Origin of the sequence: Bradyrhizobium sediminis (assembly GCF_018736105.1) — a bacterium.
GTDB lineage: Bacteria > Pseudomonadota > Alphaproteobacteria > Rhizobiales > Xanthobacteraceae > Bradyrhizobium.
The window spans coordinates 5241146-5260774 of the sequence record NZ_CP076135.1 but is presented as its reverse complement, the minus strand read 5'-3'; the positions used below and the strand labels follow the sequence as shown (position 1 = coordinate 5260774).

At 65.7% G+C, this 19629-nt stretch carries 16 protein-coding genes; 10 read left to right on the top strand and 6 right to left on the bottom strand.

Going from position 1 to position 19629, the window contains the following annotated elements:
• Positions 1-9: 9 nt before the first annotated feature.
• Entirely contained in the window at positions 10-315 is a 306-nt protein-coding gene (rpmB, locus tag KMZ68_RS25055; RefSeq protein ID WP_215603980.1) for a 50S ribosomal protein L28, read from the bottom strand.
• 397 nt (positions 316-712) lie between these two features.
• Here rpmB and KMZ68_RS25050 point away from each other — a divergent pair, with 397 nt between their 5' ends.
• The 5 genes from KMZ68_RS25050 to KMZ68_RS25030 all read left to right on the top strand — a co-directional run bounded on the left by KMZ68_RS25050 (position 713) and on the right by KMZ68_RS25030 (position 7533).
• Positions 713-1537 carry a DUF3108 domain-containing protein gene (locus tag KMZ68_RS25050; protein ID WP_215616467.1) on the top strand — a complete coding sequence of 275 codons (825 nt, stop codon included), beginning with the start codon at positions 713-715 and terminating at the stop codon, positions 1535-1537.
• Between the two features lie 452 nt (positions 1538-1989).
• Entirely contained in the window at positions 1990-5397 is a 3408-nt protein-coding gene (locus KMZ68_RS25045; protein WP_215613767.1) for a helicase-related protein, read from the top strand.
• 176 nt (positions 5398-5573) lie between these two features.
• On the top strand, positions 5574-5840 hold the full coding sequence (locus KMZ68_RS25040) for an RNA-binding S4 domain-containing protein (RefSeq protein WP_215613766.1): 267 nt from the start codon (positions 5574-5576) through the stop codon (positions 5838-5840).
• A 138-nt stretch (positions 5841-5978) separates the two neighbouring features.
• The gene (fdxA, locus tag KMZ68_RS25035) at positions 5979-6317 is read left to right on the top strand and encodes a ferredoxin FdxA (protein WP_215613765.1); all 339 of its coding nucleotides are present in this window, start codon (positions 5979-5981) and stop codon (positions 6315-6317) included.
• A gap of 187 nt (positions 6318-6504) precedes the next feature.
• A complete protein-coding gene (locus tag KMZ68_RS25030) occupies positions 6505-7533 on the top strand; it encodes a CarD family transcriptional regulator (protein WP_371741487.1) in 1029 nt (342 codons plus the stop codon).
• A gap of 279 nt (positions 7534-7812) precedes the next feature.
• On the opposite strand, the gene KMZ68_RS25025 is transcribed toward KMZ68_RS25030, so the two are convergent.
• Both KMZ68_RS25025 and KMZ68_RS25020 read right to left on the bottom strand, forming a co-directional pair.
• A complete protein-coding gene (locus KMZ68_RS25025; RefSeq protein ID WP_215613764.1) occupies positions 7813-9270 on the bottom strand; it encodes a M48 family metalloprotease in 1458 nt (485 codons plus the stop codon).
• A gap of 57 nt (positions 9271-9327) precedes the next feature.
• Complete coding sequence (locus KMZ68_RS25020) at positions 9328-10122, bottom strand: thermonuclease family protein (RefSeq protein WP_215616465.1); 795 nt, start codon at positions 10120-10122, stop codon at positions 9328-9330.
• A 102-nt stretch (positions 10123-10224) separates the two neighbouring features.
• On the opposite strand from KMZ68_RS25020, the gene KMZ68_RS25015 reads away from it, so the two are divergent.
• From KMZ68_RS25015 to KMZ68_RS24995, 5 genes are all read left to right on the top strand, one after another.
• Positions 10225-10638: a VOC family protein gene (locus KMZ68_RS25015; protein ID WP_215613763.1), complete on the top strand. Its 414-nt coding sequence runs from the start codon at positions 10225-10227 to the stop codon at positions 10636-10638.
• 351 nt (positions 10639-10989) lie between these two features.
• Positions 10990-12198, top strand: coding sequence for an ABC transporter substrate-binding protein (locus tag KMZ68_RS25010; protein WP_215613762.1), 1209 nt, complete (start codon positions 10990-10992; stop codon positions 12196-12198).
• 65 nt (positions 12199-12263) lie between these two features.
• Complete coding sequence (locus tag KMZ68_RS25005; protein WP_215613761.1) at positions 12264-13055, top strand: enoyl-CoA hydratase; 792 nt, start codon at positions 12264-12266, stop codon at positions 13053-13055.
• Positions 13056-13075: 20 nt separating this feature from the next.
• Positions 13076-13840 (top strand): hypothetical protein, encoded by a 765-nt coding sequence (locus KMZ68_RS25000; RefSeq protein WP_215613760.1) that lies wholly within the window; start codon positions 13076-13078, stop codon positions 13838-13840.
• A 170-nt stretch (positions 13841-14010) separates the two neighbouring features.
• Entirely contained in the window at positions 14011-16125 is a 2115-nt protein-coding gene (locus KMZ68_RS24995) for an acetate--CoA ligase family protein (RefSeq protein WP_215613759.1), read from the top strand.
• A gap of 157 nt (positions 16126-16282) precedes the next feature.
• Here the strand turns inward: KMZ68_RS24995 and KMZ68_RS24990 are convergent, their stop codons facing one another.
• The 3 genes from KMZ68_RS24990 to KMZ68_RS24980 are packed head-to-tail and all read right to left on the bottom strand — an operon-like array spanning position 16283 to position 19391.
• The gene (locus KMZ68_RS24990; protein ID WP_215613758.1) at positions 16283-17089 is read right to left on the bottom strand and encodes an enoyl-CoA hydratase/isomerase family protein; all 807 of its coding nucleotides are present in this window, start codon (positions 17087-17089) and stop codon (positions 16283-16285) included.
• Between the two features lie 46 nt (positions 17090-17135).
• Positions 17136-18296 carry an acyl-CoA dehydrogenase family protein gene (locus KMZ68_RS24985; protein WP_215613757.1) on the bottom strand — a complete coding sequence of 387 codons (1161 nt, stop codon included), beginning with the start codon at positions 18294-18296 and terminating at the stop codon, positions 17136-17138.
• A 30-nt stretch (positions 18297-18326) separates the two neighbouring features.
• Positions 18327-19391 carry an acyl-CoA dehydrogenase family protein gene (locus KMZ68_RS24980; protein WP_215613756.1) on the bottom strand — a complete coding sequence of 355 codons (1065 nt, stop codon included), beginning with the start codon at positions 19389-19391 and terminating at the stop codon, positions 18327-18329.
• Positions 19392-19629 lie beyond the last annotated feature (238 nt).

Here is a 19629-nt window from a genome sequence, read left to right as displayed (position 1 = left end):
AAGCGAAGCTCAGCTCGCCTTCGCCACCGGCGCGGCTGCTATCTTCTTTTCGATCGCGCGCTTCAGGAGCAGCGCCTTCGGCGAAAGCTCGTCGGCCTTGGCCTTGATCAGGAAGGCGTCGAGGCCGCCGCGGTGATCGACTGATTTCAGCGCGTTGGTCGAGACCCTTAAGCGCACGTTGCGGCCGAGCGCGTCCGAGATGAAGGTGACGTTGCACAGGTTCGGCAGGAACCGGCGCTTGGTCTTGATGTTGGAGTGGCTCACCTTGTGGCCCACCAGCGGGCCCTTGGCCGTCAGTTCACAGCGCCGCGACATAGCGAAAATCCTCTTGCATCCCCGACCCATCCGTCAGCCCTTCGAGGGCGCGGCGCGGGGGTTCAAATTCACGTCCATTTCAGGAACCGCGGACGTATAGGGGGTGAGCAGCGGGGCGTCAAGGTTTTGCAGCCCAAAGATCGGCCCAAATGGGCCGGCAAATGGGCCGGAAAGCCCTGTTCCGAAAGGCGGTTCGGCCCCTTTTCACCCATCATATAAACGGCGTATTCGCCGCCGACATCATAGCTTGCAGGCGCCGGCGCATTGTCCGCCGGATATTTTGCCCTAAATGATACATTACCCGCGCCGACGTGAGGACCGCCTCTCAGTGACCCATTCCCGCATGATTTCGCCCCGGCTGGCCGCATCGGCCCGGCGGGCGCTGGGTGGTCTGGGTATGGGCCTGGGTATCGGCTTCGGTATGGGTTTGGCCGTGCTGCTCGGCTCCCAGCCGGCCGCTTTCGCGCAAGGCCGGCTCGATGCCCGCTATGAGGCGACGCTGGCGGGGATTCCGATCGGCAAGGGCGCCTGGAACATTGAAATCGGCGACGACGTGTTTTCCGCCTCCGCCTCCGGCGGCACCTCGGGGCTTTTGAAGGCGTTCTCCGGCGGCTCCGGCACCGGTGCGGCGCAGGGCCGGGTGGTCGGCGGCGCGCTGGTGGCGAGCCATTATTCCGCCTCCACCACCACGGCGAAAAAGACCGAAGCCATCCGCATGGTGCTGGCGAACGGCAACATCAGGGAATTCGCGATCGAGCCGGAACCGCCTGTCGATGCCGACCGGCTGCCGGTCACCGAGGCGCATCGCCGCGGGGTCTACGATCCCATGACCGGATCGATGCTGCGGGTGCCGGGCAATGGCGATCCGCTGACGCCGGAAGCCTGCCGCGTCGGCGCCGGCATCTTCGACGGCCGCATGCGCTACGACCTCAAGCTCGACTTCAAGCGCATGGAAACCGTCAAGGCCGAAAAGGGCTATCGCGGCCCTGTCGTGGTGTGCGCGGTGTATTTCACGCCGGTCTCGGGCTACATCCCGGACCGTCCGGTCATCAAATACCTCGCCGCCCAGCGCAATATCGAGATCGCGTTCGCGCCTGTCGCGGGAACCCGCATCCTGGTGCCGTTCTGGATGAAGATCCCGACCCCGCTCGGCCCCGCCATGCTGGAAGCCACCCAGTTCATCACCCAGGCCACCCCGCCGCGGGTGGCGAAGACGCAGTGAGAGGTTTTCTCTTCCCTTCTCCCCTTGTGGGAGAAGGTGGCGCGCTCTTGAGCGCGCCGGATGAGGGGTCTCCATCCGCGGAGACAGACCCCTCACCCGTCCGCGATGCTTCCGCATCGCGGCCACCCTCTCCCACAAGGGGAGAGGGGAAGTGGAGTGACTCATCGCTTGACTCTTCACCGCTTCTGATTCGACTCCGCGCCCCTGAACTCTTAAGGAATTTGGTCCGGTTTCCGCCGCTTGTGGCTCGCTCCCAAACTTGATCTAGTGCCGCGATGCGCTGCCGGGCCGAGATGTTGCGGTGAACGTAACGGGAGTTGGACGGAGTCACCGATTCGGGCGCGATTCGTTCCGGACTCGTTCCGAAGCTTAAACAGCGACGACAGATGCGTCGCATTTCGAGACATCTCCAGGAAACCAGAAGAAACCAGCGGCGCAGAAACCCAATAAAAATGGCCTTTTCTCCATCCTCGTTACCGTTCTCCCATGAACGCGCTCCCGGCGCCGGCGTTACCGCGGTGCTGGGGCCGACCAATACCGGCAAGACGCATCTGGCGATCGAGCGGATGGTCGCGCATTCCTCCGGGGTGATCGGCCTGCCGCTGCGGCTGCTGGCGCGCGAGGTCTACAACAAGATCGTCGGCCGGGTCGGCCCGGATGCGGTCGCGCTGGTCACCGGCGAGGAGAAGATCAAGCCGCCGAAGGCGCGCTACTGGGTCTCGACCGTGGAGGCGATGCCGCGGGATCTCGACGTCTCGTTTCTCGCCGTCGACGAAATCCAGATCGCCGCCGATCTCGAGCGCGGCCATGTCTTCACCGATCGCATCCTCAACCGGCGCGGCCGCGACGAAACGCTGCTATTGGGTGCCGCCACCATGCGCCCGATCATCGAGCGGCTGTTGCCCGGTGCGTCCATCGTCACCCGGCCGCGGCTGTCGCAGCTCGAATTCTCCGGCGACCGCAAGCTCACCAGGCAGCCGCGGCGCACCGCGATCGTCGCGTTCTCGGCCGACGAAGTCTACGCCATCGCCGAACTGATCAAGCGCCAGCATGGCGGCGCCGCGGTGGTGCTGGGCTCGCTCTCGCCCCGCACGCGCAACGCGCAAGTTGAGATGTTCCAGAACGGCGACGTCGATTATCTCGTTGCCACCGACGCCGTCGGCATGGGGCTCAATCTCGACGTCGACCACGTCGCGTTTGCCTCCGACCGCAAATATGACGGCTATCAGTTCCGCCGCTTGAATCCGTCGGAATTCGCGCAGATCGCCGGTCGTGCCGGCCGCGCCACCCGCGACGGCACCTTCGGCACCACCGGCCGCTGCGCGCCGTTCGAGCCGGAACTGGTGAACGCGCTGCAGAACCACTCCTTCGAGAGCGTGAAGGTGCTGCAATGGCGCAATTCGAGGCTGGATTTTTCCTCGCTCGGGAGCCTGCAGGTGTCGCTGGCGCTGTCGCCCACGCATGACGCGCTGACGCGGGCGCCGATCGCGGAAGACCTGCGCGTGCTCGATCACGCCGCGCGCGACGCCGATGTGCGCGACATGGCCCATGGCTCAGCCGCCATCGAGCGGCTGTGGGACGCCTGCCAGATTCCGGATTACCGCAAGATCGCGCCGGCCGCCCATGCCGAGCTGGTGACGACCCTGTTCGGGTTCCTGATGAAGCGGGGCCGGATCCCGGACGCCTGGTTCGCCGCCCAGGTCGACCAGACCGACCGCACCGACGGCGATATCGACACGCTATCGGGCCGGATTGCGCAGATCCGGACCTGGACTTTCGTGGCCAATCGCCCGGATTGGCTGTCCGACCCCGAACATTGGCAGGGGATGACGCGCGAAATCGAAAATAAATTGTCCGATGCCCTGCATGAACGGCTCACGGAGCGTTTCGTTGACCGCCGTACCAGTGTATTGATGCGCCGCCTGCGGGAGAACACTGTTTTGAATACCGAAATCGGCAAGACCGGCGAAGTGATCGTGGAAGGCCATGTGATCGGCCGCCTCGACGGATTTACATTCGCGCCAGATGCGGCGGAGGCCGGCTCCGATGCGAAAGCATTGCAGGCCACCGCGCTGAAGGCGCTGGCCGGCGAGATCGACGCGCGCGCCGAGAAACTGGCCGCAGCGCCCGACGAGCAATTCGTGCTGACCTCGGACGGCACCATTCGCTGGACCGGCGACGCCGTGGCGCGGCTGGTCGCGGCCGAGGACGCGCTGCATCCGCGCCTGCGCATCATCGCCGACGAGCGGCTGACCGGCGCGGCGCGCGAAGCGGTGCAGGCGCGGCTCGATCTGTGGCTGAAGACCCACATCGAAAAGCTGCTGGGGCCGTTGTTCGACCTCAACAAGGCCGAGGACATCACCGGCATCGCGCGCGGCATCGCGTTTCAATTGATCGAGGCGCTGGGTGTGCTGGAGCGGCAAAAGATATCAGCCGAGATGAAGGATCTCGACCAGCCGTCGCGCGCTACCTTGCGCAAATACGGCGTGCGCTTCGGCGCCTATCACATCTATTTTCCGGCGCTGCTGAAGCCCGCGGCGCGCGCGCTGGCCTCGCTGCTGTGGGCCGAGAAGCAAAGCAACGCCGACATGTCGGCGCTGTCGGGCGCGCAGCATCTCGCTGGCTCGGGCCGCACCTCGTTCCCGGTCGACAAGGCGCTCGATCGCGACGCCTACCGCGTGCTCGGCTACAAGCAATGCGGCGAGCGCGCGGTGCGGGTCGATATCCTGGAACGGCTCGCCGATATCATCCGTCCCGCGCTGGCATGGCGCGAGACCTCGCCGGGCGAAAAGCCCGCCGGCGCGTTCGACGGCCGCGGCTTCGTGGTGACGCAGGCGATGACGTCGCTCACCGGATCTGCCGGCGAAGACTTCGCCTCGATCCTGCGCGCGCTCGGCTATCGCATGGAGCGCAAGCCGCCATTGCCGCCGAAGCCGGCGGTGGTCGAAGTCCCGGCCGCGGAGGCCGTTGCGGCGGAGGCGGTATCGGAGACGGCGGCGGACAGTACGGCTGTCGCTGCCGATGCGGTTGCCGCCGAGAGCGCGGTCGTTGCTGAACCCGGCACCGATGTTGCGCCGGCTTCCGAAGAAGCGACGCCGTCGGCGACGCTGCTGCCAGATGTCGCTTTCGCGCCGGCGCCCGAGCCGGCCGAGCCCGTTACCGTCGAGGCTGCGCAGCCGGAACCATCGGCCGTGGTGGAAACGGCTGTGTTGGAACCGTCACAGGAACAGCCTGCCGCTGAAGCTGCGACCGAAACCGTTGCGGCGGGTGACGCTGCTCCGGCCGAGGCCGCCGCTGCCGCGCCCGAAGTTCCCGCAGCGCCGGAACTGGTGGAAGTCTGGCGGCCCGGCGGCCGTTCGGACGAACGCCGGCCGCGCCACGAGCACCACCGTCCCCGCCATCAGGATCGCCCGCAGCAGGGCGCGGAACCTGTGGCCGCACCCGGCGAAGCCGGCGAGGCGGCAAAGGGCGAGCAGCATCGCCGCGGACGGCGCGACCGCCACCAAGATTTCCGCAAACCCCGCACCGCCGCGCCGGCCGAAGGCGCGCCCGCGCCCGCGCCGCGTGACGACCGCGGCGGCCGTCCGCCGCGCGAGCGCTTTGAAGGCAAGGACAGGGACAAGGGCCGGGATCGCGACCAGGGCCGTGACAAGGGCAAGTTCGGCGGTGGCCGGGATAAAGGCCCGCGCGACAAGGGCGGGCGCGACCGCGATAAGGGCGGCCGCGACTCCGGGCCGTCGCACCGGCAGTGGGCCACCAGCGCCGCGCCGCGCGATCGCGACCGCCCTGCCGATCCCAATTCGCCCTTCGCCAAGCTCGCGGCGCTGAAGGAACAACTCGCCGCCGGCCGCAAGGACTAGCCAGGCAAGGACTAGCCAAGGCATTTCCGGCCTCATGGTTCGAGACGCGCGGCGTTGCCGCGCTCCTCACCACGAGGGATGAAGAGTTCCTCATCCTGAGGAGGCGCGAAGCGCCGTCTCGAAGGAGGCGGCCTCCGCAAGAGAAAAAGTGCTGATCCTTCTCGAAGTGGTGTCGCTTGGAGCGCCAGCGTCTCGATAAATGGCTGTGGCATGCGCGGGTGGTGAAGGCCCGCTCCAGCGCCGCTGCGCTGGTGGAAGCCGGCCACGTCCGCGTCAACGGCGTGCGCGAGAAGGCGCCCGGCCATGCCGTCAAGATCGGCGACGTCGTCACCGTCGGGCTCGACAACTCGGTGCGCGTCCTGAAAGTCGTCGCGTTCGCGGAGCGCCGGGGCGACGCCACCGCCGCCCGCGTGCTTTACGAGGATTTGCGCGACCGCCAATAGTAACTATTTGCTTTCAAGCGCGTTCAGGCTGGCGCAGGAATGCTGAAAGCGCGCCTTTTTGGCGCGTTGCTTCACTTGCGGCTGCGCAGTTCATGCGCTACGCAAACCACGCAAAACTGACCCGTTTCGGAGCCCTGGATGACTTACGTCGTCACTGAAGCCTGCATTAAATGCAAATACACCGATTGCGTTGAGGTCTGCCCGGTAGACTGTTTCTACGAGGGCGAGAACATGCTGGTCATCCATCCCGACGAATGTATCGACTGCGGCGTGTGCGAACCGGAATGCCCCGCCGACGCGATCAAGCCCGACACCGAGCCCGGCCTGGAGAAGTGGCTGGAGGTGAATACCGAATATGCCAAGAGCTGGCCGAACATCACCCAGAAGAAGGACTCCCCCGACGACGCCAAGGATTTCGAGGGGATGGAAGGCAAGTTCGAGAAATATTTTTCTCCGAAGGCCGGAACCGGCGACTGATTCGAAGCCGCCTTTGGCTCGATTGAATTGGGGCCGGTTCGGCCCCAAATTGCCGCCGACTTAACCCTAATTCCGCTGAAACGCCCGAAACCGCCTGCCAAAGCCCCTGACAGGGCGTAAATCATTGATTTTTGCGGAAAATGTGCTATATTGGGCACATTATAAGCCGAACCCGTCAGCCCCGCTTATGGCCCCTATGGGTTCCCGTGAAAAACATCGAACAGGGGCGTGGCAGTTCCGCGCGCAGGCTGTGTCACAGAAAACGCGTAAAAAGAGTGCTTCCAAGACGACGACGACGAAAAAAGCCGCCGCGGTGAGCCGTAGCGCAACCAAGAGCCGTGCCCGGACGTCCCTCAGGGATACCCGGACCGCCGCCAAGGCCTCGGCTGCAAAATCCTCGAAAAACAAAAGAAGCGCAATGCCAAACAAGACTGCAAAAACTGCCGCGAAAGCGACCGGTGCGAAGGCCACTGCTTCGAAGGTTGCTGCCCCCAAGACGGCCCCGAAGGCCGCCGTGAAGGCTCCCGTGGCCAAGGCTCCTGTCGTAAAGGCCGCGGTGAAGCCGGTTGCCGCCGCCAAGCCCGTGGCTGCCGCTCCCCGGGTCGAAGAGCCGAAGAAGGTTCTGACCCAGCGCCAGGGCTTCAAGACCAACGAATTCGTGGTGTATCCGGCGCACGGCGTTGGCCAGATCCTGGCCATCGAGGAGCAGGAGATCGCCGGCGCCAGGCTCGAGCTGTTCGTGATCAATTTCATGAAGGACAAGATGACGCTCCGGGTGCCGACCGCGAAGGTCGCCAATGTCGGCATGCGCAAGCTGTCGGAGCCGGCGCTGGTCAAGAAGGCTCTGGAAACCCTCAAAGGCCGGGCGCGCGTCAAGCGCACGATGTGGTCGCGCCGGGCCCAGGAATACGAAGCCAAGATCAATTCCGGAGACATCGTCGCGATCGCCGAAGTGGTGCGCGATCTCTATCGCTCGGAATCGCAGCCCGAACAGTCCTACAGCGAACGCCAGCTCTACGAAGCGGCGCTCGACCGGCTGTCGCGCGAAATCGCCGTGGTGCAGCACTCGACCGAGACCGAAGCGGTCAAGGAAATCGAAGGCCAGCTCGCCAAGAGCCCGCGCCGCGGCGCCAAGGCGGAAGCCGAAGCTGCCGACGGTGATGCGGATGCCGACGCCGATGGCGACGATGCCGCCGTCGCGGACGAGGCGGCGTAAGCCAGCCTCACTGGTTCAGCAATAAGAAGCCCGGTCGCGAGACCGGGCTTTTTTGTGGTCTATCAACTCGTCGTCCCCGCGCACGCGGGGACCCATAACCACGAATGCGCATTGCTGGAATCCGCTGTGGCTCCAGCAATGCGCAACACAGACATCGGTGGTTATGGGTCCCTGCGTGCGCGGGGACGACGGGAGATTTGAGATAGTTGATCGAGATCCCGGGTTCGCTTCGTGCCCTCAAATGCGCCATTGCGCATCGGAGATGACGCGCTTCGCGCGTCAATCCACCACGATCTTGACGCGGTCGCGCGCTTTCACCTGCGCGTGGGCTTCGAGCCCGTTCAGGATGCGGAAGCGCTCGGCCGGGCGGTCGACGCCGGCCATGCGGTGCGACAGCGATTCCACGGTGTCGCCGGGCTGCACGGTGATCACCTTGATGCGCAGCGGCCGCGCGGCCTGGGTTTCCGCCAGCGTCAGGCGCCGGAACGAGTTGACGGTTTCCCGCGCGTTGCGCTCGCTCTCGGTGGTCTTCTGCCGGGAGGCGAAGATGAAGCGGTAGACGTCGCTGCCGAAGCGCAGCGCGTAGACCTTGAATTGCCACTGGTCGCCATGCGCGGTCGCCGACGCCCCCGGGAAGCCGTTGATGGTCAGCTCTTCAGCCGAGCCCTTGTCGACATTCTCCATCCAGCCGGAATTGAGATAGTCGACCAGCGTCTGCTCCGCCGGCACCCGCACCACGTCGAAGCGCATCGCCTGCGTACCGCCTTCGCGCACGCCGATCACCGCCTGCGCGGTATTGTCCAGCGTGAAAGTGTCGGGGGCGGCGAAGGTGAAGCCGAGTTTCGGGTGTAGGAAACGCCGGCCGCGCACGAAACCTTCGCTGGGATCTTCGCCATAGACGATGTTGTCGATGGCGGCGAGATAGGTTTCGCGGTCGCGCTCGCCGCCCTGCGGCGAGGTGAACTGGCGGGCCGAGTTCTGTGCGTTCTGCACGCGTTCGGGCGTCGCCGGGTGCGACGACAGGAAGTCCTGCGCGCGCGGATCGAGCGAGGTCTTGCCCGCCTTCAGCGCGGCGTTGCGCTCCATCGAGGCAAGGAAGCGCGCGGCGCCGTAGGGATCGAAATGCGCGCGCGCCGAAATGCCGACGCCGATGCCGTCGGCCTCGAATTCCTGGGCGCGCGAGAAGCTCGCCATCGTCAGCTTCGTCTTCGCGAGCGCCAGCGCAGTCAGATCGGGATCGTTGCCCATGTCGGTGACGACGCGGGTGACGACGGCGGCCTGGCGCGCCTGGTCCTCGCGGATCGAGGCGTGCTTGGCCAGCACATGCGCCATCTCGTGGCTCAGCACCGACGACAGTTCCGAGGTGTCGCTGGCGAGCGCAATCAGGCCGCGGGTCACGTAGAGCTGGCCGGTCGGCAGCGCGAACGCATTGACCGCGCCGGAATTGAGGATGGTCACCCTGTAGGCCTGGTCGGGACGATCGGAAGCCGCGACCAGCCGGTCGACCGTCTTGCTGATCAGGGCTGCCAGCTTGGGGTCGTCATAGGCGCCGCCATAGGAGGAGAGGATGCGCTCATGCTCGCGCTCGGCGGCGGGCGTCTGCGCGACCGTCCGGTTCGGTTTGACCGCACTGCCGGCCGAGGGCGCGGCGATCTGGAACCGGCTGAAATCGCCGCAGCCGGCCAGCGCGAGCGCGCACAGCAGGGAACCCGCAGCCCAAAGGCCGCGGCTGGTCATTCCCTGGCGCCGTCCCGCACAAACCGCCACTTCAGCTACTCATTGTTGGCCGGCGGGCTAGTTCCCGCCCAGCATCTCTATCTGCCCCACCCGCAGCACTTCAATCCGTGGACCTTGCCGCGCCTCGACCCAGCCGCGAACGCGAATCCGTCGATTTTCCAGTGACTTAAGGCCAAGCCCTCCGGCTTCGATCACCGGCAACACCCGCCTTGAAATAGTCACGGCAAAGTCCCGTGTCCAGTTCCGCCCGAAATTCAGGTAAGTCGTTGCCCCGGCCTGCCTGACCGACAAAACCTTGCCCTCGACCACGGTAAAGCGCCCGATCCCGGCCAAAATATCGCCCGGACTTTCCGCGTTTTTTATGGCCGCCGGATCGGCCCATGTTCCCCGTTTGGCGTCCCGCGCCTCGGCCTCCGCGGCGAACAGGCTTGCCGCGCATTCCTTCCCGGTGACATCGGCCGATACCAGCGCCTCGCCCTGCGCCAGCAGCACGTTTTGCACCGGGGTGTCGGCGCCGGCGAGATAGACGAAAGCGGGCTGGCGGCCGTAGCGGTCCGGGGTGTCGTCCTCGCCGTGCAGGGTGACGTCGCGGCCGGCAATGATCGCCGCCAGCGCCGCCGTCCGGCCGGCTTTCCCCGATGCGGCCGGCTCGATCCCGGCGAGCCGGACCTCGCGGCCGTCCTGCAGGCGAAACGTTCGCGCATCGATCACCGCGGCGACGCGGCCTTCGCCCTGCGGTGCCAACGAACATCCCGCCGCGTGCGCCGGCACAGCGGCGGCATGCGCCACGCATGTCAGCGCCGCCGCGGCAAATACGGCGCAACGCGCCCGCGTGGCGGGCACCGGCTGCATGACGCTGCGCTGGATCGGATTCATTCCTGTAGGCTTGCGGCGATCGGCGGATAACCTTATCGGAAACTATCCGAAATCGCATTGTCGACGAAGGGGAAGACGATGGAAGTCAACGGTATCGCGCATATTTTCCTGACCGCGTCGAATTTCGAGCGCTCCCGCGAATTCTATCGCAAGCTATTGCCGTTTCTCGGGCTGAAGCCCGTCATCGATACCGAGACGACGTATTACTGCGTCGGCGGCCGCACCGCGGTCGGCATCTCAGCACCGTCGCCCGAGCATGCGGGTGCGGCCTTCGAGCAGAAGCGCGTCGGCCTGCACCACCTCTGTTTCCGCGCCCGCGAGCGTGCCGACATCGACGAGCTGCACACGTTTCTGGTTTCGCTCGGCACCACGATCATCCGCGCGCCGCGCGAGGATCAATGGGCGCCGGGCTATTACTCGCTGCTGTTCGAGGATCCGGATGGCATCAGGCTGGAGCTCAACCATGTGCCGGGGAAGGGGTTGTTGGGGTGAGTGGCGTGTCTTGTGTGGCGTTCTGCGCCTGACCAACCAACCAACGTCGTCCCGGCGAACGCCGGGACCCATCATCCCGGTCGTCTATTGCAGGAGCAAGACGCTTCAACAAGGCCACTTGCACTTGCCGTAACCATCGACGGCACGGCGTAGGGGTCCCGGCGTTCGCCGGGACGACATATTGAGAGAGCCTTTGTCGTCCCATTCCGCTTTGCGGAAAAATTGCGTGACGCGTGAAGCAACGGCATGTCTGCCGCGCTGGCGCGCTGCTTGCCGCTGCTGGCACCTTCCGGCATGATTGCGACAACAGAAATGGAGGCCGCAGGCAACGCGGCTCACAGGGAGGTTTCCATGCAGCGCGTATTTTCATCCGTTCTCGCATCGGTGCTGGCGCTGGCCGCCACCGCAGCATTCGCGCAGAGCAAGCCTCCCTTGAAACTCGGCGCCATTCTCGACATGTCCGGGCTCTATGCCGACATCACCGGACCGGGCAGCGAGATCGCCGCGAAGATGGCGGTGGAGGATTTCGGCGGCGAGGTGCTGGGGCGCAAGATCGAGATCGTCGCGGCCGATCATCTCAACAAGGCCGACCTCTCCGCCAGCATCGCGCGCGACATGCTCGACAACCAGGGCGTCGAAGCCCTGATCGATGTCGCCGCATCCGCCACCGCGCTGGCTGCTGGCGAGATCGCCAAGGCGCGCAACAAGATCGTGATCTTCAACGGTCCCGCCTCGATCCGGCTCTCGAACGAGGCCTGCGGTCCCTATACCGTGCATTATGCCTATGACACCTTCGCGCAGGCCAACGTCACCGGGCTCGCGACCGTCAAATCAGGGTTCGAGACCTGGTTCTTCCTGACCGCCGACTATGCCTTCGGCCAGGACCTGGAAAAGGACACCACCAACGTGGTGGTGAAGTCGGGCGGCAAGGTGCTGGGAGGCGTCAAGCATCCGCTCAACACCTCCGACTTCTCCTCGTTCCTGCTGCAGGCGCAGGCCTCGAAGGCCAAGGTCGTGGGTCTCGCCAATGCCGGCGGCGACACCATCAACGCGATCAAGCAGGCGGCCGAATTCGGGTTGATGAAGAGCGGCGGCCAGAAGCTGTCGCCGCTGCTCGCCTTCATCACCGATATCGACTCTATCGGGCTCGAGACCGCGCAGGGTCTGCTGCTCGCCGAAGCCTTCTACTGGGACCTCAACGACGACACCCGGGCGTTTTCGAAACGCTTCATGGAACGCGTCAAGCGGATGCCGACGTCGGCGCAGGCCGGTATCTACTCGTCGGTCGGGCATTATCTCAAGGCGGTGAAGGCCGCAGGCACCACCGAATCGGCCGCCGTCATCAAGATCATGAAGGACACCCCGATCAACGACATGTTCGCCAAAAACGGCAAGATCCGCGCGGACGGCCGCATGGTGCACGACATGTATCTGTTCGAGGTCAAGAAGCCTTCGGAATCCAAGGCCCGCTGGGACGACTACAAGCTGCTCGCAACCATCCCCGGCAACGAGGCGTTCCAGTCGCTGGAATTGTCGCGGTGTCCGTTGGTGAAGAAGTGACGGACCCTCGTCGTCCCCGCGTTCGCAGGGACGACGAAAATCAGTAACAACAAAGGCGCCGCCTCATGAACAACGAAATCGTCCTGCAGAAACTCGACCAGGGCCTGCTTACCATCACCATGAACCGGCCGGATCGCCGCAACGCGCTCAACCCGGACATGACGCTGGGGCTGGTGTCGGCGGCGCGGCGGGCAGCGGAGGATCATGAGGTGCGCGCCGTGCTGCTCAAGGGCGCGGGCGGCACCTTCTGCGTCGGCGGCGACGTCAAGTCGATGGCGGAGGGGCGGGCGCCGCTGCCGTTCGAGGCCAGGAAGACCAATCTTCGGCGCGGCATGGAGGTCTCGCGCATCCTGCACGAGATGCAGAAGCCCGTGGTGGCGCAGGTCGACGGCGCCGCCGCCGGCGCCGGTCTCTCGATTGCGCTGGCCTGCGATCTCCGCGTCGCCTCGGCTTCGGCCAAGATCACCACGGCCTTCGCCAAGGTCGGCCTGTCGGGCGATTACGGCGGCACCTACTTCCTCACGCAGATGCTGGGCAGCGCCAAGGCGCGCGAACTCTATCTGATGTCGCCGGTGCTGTCGGCGCAGGAAGCGCTCGCGCTCGGCATCGTGACCAAGGTGGTTCCCGACGCCGAGGTCGAGGCGGCGGCGCATGAGCTGGCGATGTCGCTGGCGCAGGGCCCGTCGGTGACGCTGGGCTACATCAAGCGCAACATCAACAACGCCGAGCATTTGTCGCTGGAAGCCTGCTTCGACGCCGAGGCGATGCATCACTCGCGCTCCGGCGAGACCGACGACCACAAGGAAGCCGCCAAGGCGTTCGTCGAAAAGCGCAAGCCCGTCTTCGTGGGACATTGAGATGGCCGGGGGGCATTGAGATGGGGAGCTATATCAGGCTGCGGCAGATCTGCCTGGTGGCGCCGGCCATCGAACCCGTGGTCGGCGATATCGCCGGGATCATGGGGCTGAACGTCTGTTACCGCGACGGTAACGTCGCCAAATACGGCCTTGAGAACGCGCTGCTGCCGGTCGACACCATTCTGCTGGAAGTGGTGGCGCCGTTCCAGCCCGGCACCGCGGCCGGGCGCTTCATCGAGAAAACCGGCGGCCGCGGCGGCTACATGGCGATCTTCTGCTGCGACGATCCCGACGCGCGCGGGGCGCAGGCCAATAAAATGGGCGTGCGTACCGCCAACGTCATCGATCATGCGCCGTATCACGGCGTGCAACTGCATCCGCGCGACTGCCGAGCGGCATTCATCGAGTTCAATCACACCGCCGGCAGCGACGATATTCTGGGGCCGTATCCGCCGGCCGGGCCGGACTGGCAGAAATCGATCGCCAGGGATGTGACACAGGCGCTGGTCGAGGTGGAGATGGAAAGCCCGGAACCCGAGGTGCTGGCCGCCCACTGGGGCAGGATCATCGGGATCCCGGTGAGCACGGGCAGGTCGGGCGATCCCGAGCTGAAGCTGCCCAACGCCGGCTTCCGCTTCGTCACGGGCGTTAGCGATTTGATGAGCGGGCTGACGTTCAAGGTCAGTGACATCGCCAGGGTGCGCGATGCCGCCAAGGCCAGGGGCCATGCGGTGTCGGGCGATTCGTTCGTGCTCGGCGGCGTGACGTTCCGGCTGGTGGCGTAAGGCCGATCCGGGCTACTGACTGGTCACTTCGCCCCGCTTGCGGGGAGAGGTCGGCGCGTAGCGCCGGGTGAGGGGGGCTCTCCGCGAGTCCAAATCTGTGGTGAGTCCCCCTCACCCCGACCCTCTCCCCGCAAGCGGGGCGAGGGAGAAGAAAAAGGACCTGTCTCGCAATGCCGCATCCGCTCGATTCATTCTTCGCGCCCGACAGCATCGCGCTGATCGGTGCGTCGCGCGACCTGGAGAAGATTCCGGGGCGGCTGTTGTCGATGCTGCGCAAGAACGCCTATCCGGGAAGGATCTATCCGATCAATCCGAACTACGGCGATATCGACGGGCTCGAATGCTACAAGTCGATTGCCGATGTCGGGCAGCCGATCGATCTCGCCATCGTCATCATTCCGGCCAGGGCGGTGCTGGCTGCGCTCGAGCAATGCGCCGCCGTGGGCGTGAAGAACGCGGTCGTCATTTCCTCCGGCTTTGCGGAGGAGGGCGGCGACAGCGCCGGCATGCAGGATGCCATCGTGGCGCTGGCGACGCGGACGGGGATGCGGATTTCCGGGCCGAACGCCGAAGGGTTCTACAGCCAGGTGCAGCGCGTCGCCGCCACCTTCAGCCCGGTCGTCGACGGCAAACCCAACGAGCAGCTCCCGGTCGCGAGCCAAAGGCGGATCGGCATCGTCGCGCAAAGCGGCGGCATCGGCTTTGCGATCTATCACCGCGCCAGGGCGCTGGGCATCGCGCTCAGCTATGTCGTCAGCACCGGCAATGAAAGCGATCTCGGCGCCGGCGAATTTTTCGAATTCATGGTGCAGGATGCCTCCACCGACGTGATCCTGTTGTTCATCGAGGGTGTCCGCGACGCCGACAGGTTCCTCGCCGCCGCGCGGCGCGCCGCGGAAGTCGGAAAACCGGTCATCGTCACCAAGGTCGGACGCTCCGGCGCCGGCGAGCGCGCCGCCGCCTCGCATACCGCCAGCATGGCCGGCTGGTCCGCCGCCTATGACGCGGTGTTCGCCAAATACGGATTCATCGTTTCCAATGATCTCGACGAGGCCGTGACGATAGCCGCGCTGCTGACCACCAACCCCTTGCCGAAAGGCGACCGCGTCGCCGTGCTCACGGTGTCGGGCGGCGCCGGCATCTGGGGCGCCGACACGGTCGCGATGCAGGGGCTGCTTGTGCCGGAACTGTCGCAGGCGATCCAGGCGGAGATCAGGAAGCTGCTGCCGTCCTACGGCGCGGCCGGCAATCCGATCGACGTCACCGCGCAGGGCGTGCATTCCGGCGGATTGCAGAGGAGCATCGACCTGCTCGCCGTCTCCGACGAGGTCGACGCCATCCTGGTGGTGCTGTCGCTGTCGAGCGATACGCGGATGCCGTTCAAAGAGGCCGAGCTCAGGCCTGTGCTCGACGCGCAGCACAAGCCGATCGTGTTCTATTCCTACACGCTGCCGTCGGGCTTCGCGCGCAGCGAACTTGCGGCCTGCGGCGCCGTGGTGCTGTCGGGGCTGACCCATGCCGGCGTCGCGCTGCGGCGGATGGCCGAGCGCGCGCGGTTCAGCCTCGCGCCCGCGGTCGACGCCGCGGCGGCTCCCTTGCGCGATCTCTCGGCGCATCTGAAGTCCGCAACATTGTCCGAATTCGACAGCAAGGCGCTGCTGCGCGAGGCCGGCATTGCGGTGCCCGACGAAGTGCTGGTGACGGACAAGAGCGCGCTGGACGATGCGATCGCACGCGCGGGTTTTCCGCTGGTGATGAAGATCCAGTCGCGCGATATCGCGCACAAGAGCGAAGTCGGCGGCGTGCGCGTCAATATCGCCACCAAGGGCGAAGTGTTTCTGGCCTATCAGGCCTTGCTGGTGGCCGCGGGCCGGCACCGGCCCGATGCCGCGATCCAGGGCGTGCTGGTCGGGCCGATGGCGAAAACGGGCGTCGAGATCATCGTCGGCACCATGCTGGATGCGACCTTCGGGCCGATGATCATGGTCGGGCTCGGCGGCGTCACCACGGAACTGTTCCGCGACGTGGTATATCGCCCCGCGCCGGTGAGCGCTGTGGAAGCGTCCGCGATGCTGGCCGAATTGAAGGCGGCACCCTTGCTCAATGGCTTTCGCGGAGCGGCGAAGGCGGACAGCGCGGCGTTGGCGCAACTGATCGCGCAGATATCACTGCTGGCCGCACAGCATGCCGGCGAGATTTCCGGGATCGAGCTCAATCCGGTGCTGGTGCACGCCGAGGGGCAGGGCGTCACCATCGTCGATGCGCTGGTGGTGCGGAAGAAGTAGCAGCCTCTCGCCACATGTCGTCCCCGCGAAAGCGGGACCCATACTCCGCGGCAGCAGTTGCTTTAAGAGGTCTCTAACGCCAGCGGTCTCACCGATAGGCCGCGGCGTATGGGTCCCGGCTCGCGCTTCGCTTGGCCGGGACGACGCTTTTGAAAGTTCACCGCCCCTTGAAGTTCGCCACGCGGCGCTCGGCGGTGGCCTTGACGCCTTCCTTGAAGTCTTCGGTCTTGCGCAGCCGGCTCTGCTCGGCGAGTTCGTGGTTGGTGGCGGCCAGCACGCGGTCGGCGAGGCCGGCGCGCATGGTGGCGCGGGTCGAGAGCAGGCCGAGCGGCGAGCACTCGGCGATCTCCTGGGCGAGCTTCATCGCTTCCGCGCGCACCTGGTCCTGCGGCACGCAGACATTGGCGAGGCCCATTCGCGTGGCTTCCTCGCCGGTGACGCGGCGGCTGGTGTAGAAGATCAATTCCGCATTGTTCTTGCCGACCAGTTCGGGAAGCGTGGTGGTCAGGCCGAAGCCGGGATGGAAGCCGAGTTTGGTGAAATTGGCGGAGAAGCGCGCCTCGGGGCAGGTGACGCGGAAATCCGCCGACACCGCGAGACCCAGACCGCCGCCGATGGCGGCGCCATGCACGGCGGCGACGATCGGCTTCTTGGCGCGGAAGATGCGAACCGCGTGCATGTAGAGGCTGTTGATCGAGCCGAGGCTGTCGGCGGGATCGCCCTTGGCCTCGGTTGCCTCCTGCGCCTGCCGTGCCGGATCGCTGAAATTGGCGCCGGCGCAGAACGCCTTGCCCTGCGCCATCAGCACCGATGAGCGGATTTCGATATTCTTGTCGAACTCGTCCAGCGCATCCGCGATCTGGTTGATCAGCGAGATGTCGAAGAAGTTCAGCGGCGGCCGCTGGATTTCGATGGTGCCGACGTGTCCGACCGTGGCGACGCCGATGTCCGTAAACTTGCTCATGGGGTTTCCTCGTTGAATGGGATTGGCGCGGGAGCCGGACCGCGCGTCAGCGCAGGCCGAGCCCGCGCGCGATGATGCCGCGCAGCACTTCGGTGGTGCCGCCCTGGATGGTCAGTTTCGGCGCGGTCTTGATTGCGAACGACAGCTGGTTCTCCAGCGTCTCGCGGTTGGTGGCGTTTTCCTCGACGAAGGCGGCGAGGTCGCGCACCCGGTGCGGCAATTGCTGCTCCCAGACCGTGCCGATGTCCTTGACGATCGAGGCTTCCACCACCGGCTCCTTGCCGGCCTGCAGCATGCCCGCGACCGAGACCGACATCCGCCGCATGGTGTGCAGCTGCGCCACCAGCCGGCCGATGCCCTCGGCGCTGCGGGTGTCCGGATTCTTGCCGACCGCGCGCACCAGCTCAGTCAGCACGTAATAGGTTTCGAGAAAACGTTCCGGACCGGAGCGCTCATAGGCGAGCTCGCTGGTCGCCTGCTTCCAGGCGCCATCGATTTCGCCGAGCACGTGATCGTCGGGAACGAAATAGTCGGTGAACACCACCTCGTTGAATTCGTACTGGCCGGTGATCTGGCCGATCGGGTTCACCTGGATGCCCGGCTGCTTCATCTTGACCAGGAATTGGGTGAGGCCGTGGCGGCGGTTCTCCTTGGTGGGCGGCGAGGTGCGGAAGATCGCGATCATGTAGTCGGCGATATGCGCCGACGAGGTCCAGATCTTGGTGCCGTTGATCAGATAGCCGCCGTCGGTCCTGGTCGCCTTGGTTTTTGCGGCGAACAGGTCGGAGCCGGAGTTCGGCTCGCTCATGCCGATCGCGAAACAGACCTCGCCGCGGCAGATCCGCGGCAGGATGTCCATCTTGATGTGCTCGGGCGCGTATTTCAAAAGTACCGGGCCGCTCTGACGGTCGGCGACGAAGAAGCGCCGCGTCGGCGCGTTGGCGACGCGCATTTCCTCGGTCACCACATAGCGCTCGAGGAAAGAGCGCTCGTGGCCGCCATATTTCTTCGGCCAGGTCATGCCGAGCCAGCCGCGCTCGCCGACCCGGCGGGAGAATTCCGGCGCGTCGGTGTCTTCGCGATTGGGCTTGTGCGGATCGAAGGTGCCGGCCGCGATTTCGTCGGCGAGGAAGGCGCGCACTTCCTTGCGCAGTTTCTCGCATTCAGGCGGCAGGCGGATCGGATCGAAACGGAGGGCTGCGGTCATTTTAGAGTCTCGACTTTCGAATTCAGTTGATCAGCGCGAGGCCACCAGCGGCCACAGCTCGTCGGCGCCGCGGTCGGCGACCAGTTTGCCGAGCTCGACCGCCCAGTAGCTCTCGGAGCCGAAATCGTCGCGCCATGCCAGCGCGCGCAGGGAGTAGCGATGCAGGATGTGCTCGATGGTGAAGCCGATCGCGCCGTGCACCTGATGGGCGATCGCGCCGCCCTTCTCGGCGGCTTCCGAACAGCGGATCTTCGCGGCTGCCGCTTCGAGAAAGAACGCATCGTCGAACGCGATGCTGTTGGCCACCGCATCCGCCGCCGAGGTCGCCGCCGCCAGCGCCGCCGCCGACTCGCCGGCGAGCTTTGCAAGGTTGTGCTGCACCGCCTGGAATTTCGAGATCTTCTTCTCGAATGCGACGCGTTCGTTGGAATAGCGCACGCTGATTTCGAGCATCGATTCCAGCGCGCCCGCGATCTGCAGGGAGCGCGCCACGCCGCCCATCAGCATCAGCGAGGTCTGGTCGAAACCTTTCGGCGCCGGCTTGATCGCCACCGGCCTGACGTTGGCGAGCGTCACCGTGTCGCTGTTGTCGCCACCGAGGCCGAGGCCCGCTTCGATCCGGCAGGCGCCGGCTTCGACCAGCGCGATCGAAAACCCGTTCGAACCGCCGGCGAGCACGGCGATATGCTTCGCAGCCTTGGCGAAGGGCACGCCGCGGGCGCGGCCCGACAGGGTACCGTTGGCGTTGAGCGTGATGCGGTCCTTCGGGCTTGCCGGCGCCACCGTCATCTCGCCGTCGGGGGAAGCGATCCTGGCCTGCGCCAATAGCCATCCGGCCAGCATGGTCTCGGCCAGCGGCACCGCGACCGCAAAACGGCCGGCCGCACTCAGCACGGAAAAACCTTCGGCGAGGCTGGCGCCGGAGCCGTTGCAATCCTCCGGCACCCAGGCCAGCGGCAGGCCGGCGTCGCTCAGCGCTTGCCACAGCGGCGCCTTCCAGCTGCCCTTCTTGTCGCTGTTGATGGTTTGGGCGTCGGCGAGATCCGCAAAGATCTTCTCCGCGGTCTCGGCAACAATGTTCTCACTCTCCGCCACAGCGTTCCTCGTTTTGATTGGCCCGGATCGCACCCGGCGGCTCCGCCGGGGGATCGAATGCGGTCTTTTCTTGCACCGGATGATGAGGAAAAGCTACCGCCAACACAAGCGTCCGGCTCCGCAGGGCGGCCTGCACGGCCGGCATGCAGCGACGGCGGCCGAACCGATGAATTCCGCCCAATGGAGTTTCGCGGATTTGCAGGTATTTCCCTGCGCGATATGGTAGATCGCGGCGCTA

Excerpts from the sequence above, each read along its gene's own strand:
- KMZ68_RS25010 (WP_215613762.1), top strand. The coding sequence starts at position 10,990 with ATGCAGCGCGTATTTTCATCCGTTCTCGCATCGGTGCTGGCGCTGGCC.
- KMZ68_RS25050 (WP_215616467.1), top strand. The coding sequence starts at position 713 with ATGGGCCTGGGTATCGGCTTCGGTATGGGTTTGGCCGTGCTGCTCGGC.
- KMZ68_RS25020 (WP_215616465.1), bottom strand. The coding sequence starts at position 10,122 with ATGCAGCCGGTGCCCGCCACGCGGGCGCGTTGCGCCGTATTTGCCGCG.
- KMZ68_RS24995 (WP_215613759.1), top strand. The coding sequence starts at position 14,011 with ATGCCGCATCCGCTCGATTCATTCTTCGCGCCCGACAGCATCGCGCTG.
- KMZ68_RS25005 (WP_215613761.1), top strand. The coding sequence starts at position 12,264 with ATGAACAACGAAATCGTCCTGCAGAAACTCGACCAGGGCCTGCTTACC.
- KMZ68_RS25045 (WP_215613767.1), top strand. The coding sequence starts at position 1,990 with ATGGCCTTTTCTCCATCCTCGTTACCGTTCTCCCATGAACGCGCTCCC.
- fdxA (WP_215613765.1), top strand. The coding sequence starts at position 5,979 with ATGACTTACGTCGTCACTGAAGCCTGCATTAAATGCAAATACACCGAT.
- KMZ68_RS24985 (WP_215613757.1), bottom strand. The coding sequence starts at position 18,296 with ATGACCGCAGCCCTCCGTTTCGATCCGATCCGCCTGCCGCCTGAATGC.
- KMZ68_RS25000 (WP_215613760.1), top strand. The coding sequence starts at position 13,076 with ATGGGGAGCTATATCAGGCTGCGGCAGATCTGCCTGGTGGCGCCGGCC.
- rpmB (WP_215603980.1), bottom strand. The coding sequence starts at position 315 with ATGTCGCGGCGCTGTGAACTGACGGCCAAGGGCCCGCTGGTGGGCCAC.
- KMZ68_RS24990 (WP_215613758.1), bottom strand. The coding sequence starts at position 17,089 with ATGAGCAAGTTTACGGACATCGGCGTCGCCACGGTCGGACACGTCGGC.
- KMZ68_RS25015 (WP_215613763.1), top strand. The coding sequence starts at position 10,225 with ATGGAAGTCAACGGTATCGCGCATATTTTCCTGACCGCGTCGAATTTC.
- KMZ68_RS25030 (WP_371741487.1), top strand. The coding sequence starts at position 6,505 with ATGGCCCCTATGGGTTCCCGTGAAAAACATCGAACAGGGGCGTGGCAG.
- KMZ68_RS25025 (WP_215613764.1), bottom strand. The coding sequence starts at position 9,270 with ATGACCAGCCGCGGCCTTTGGGCTGCGGGTTCCCTGCTGTGCGCGCTC.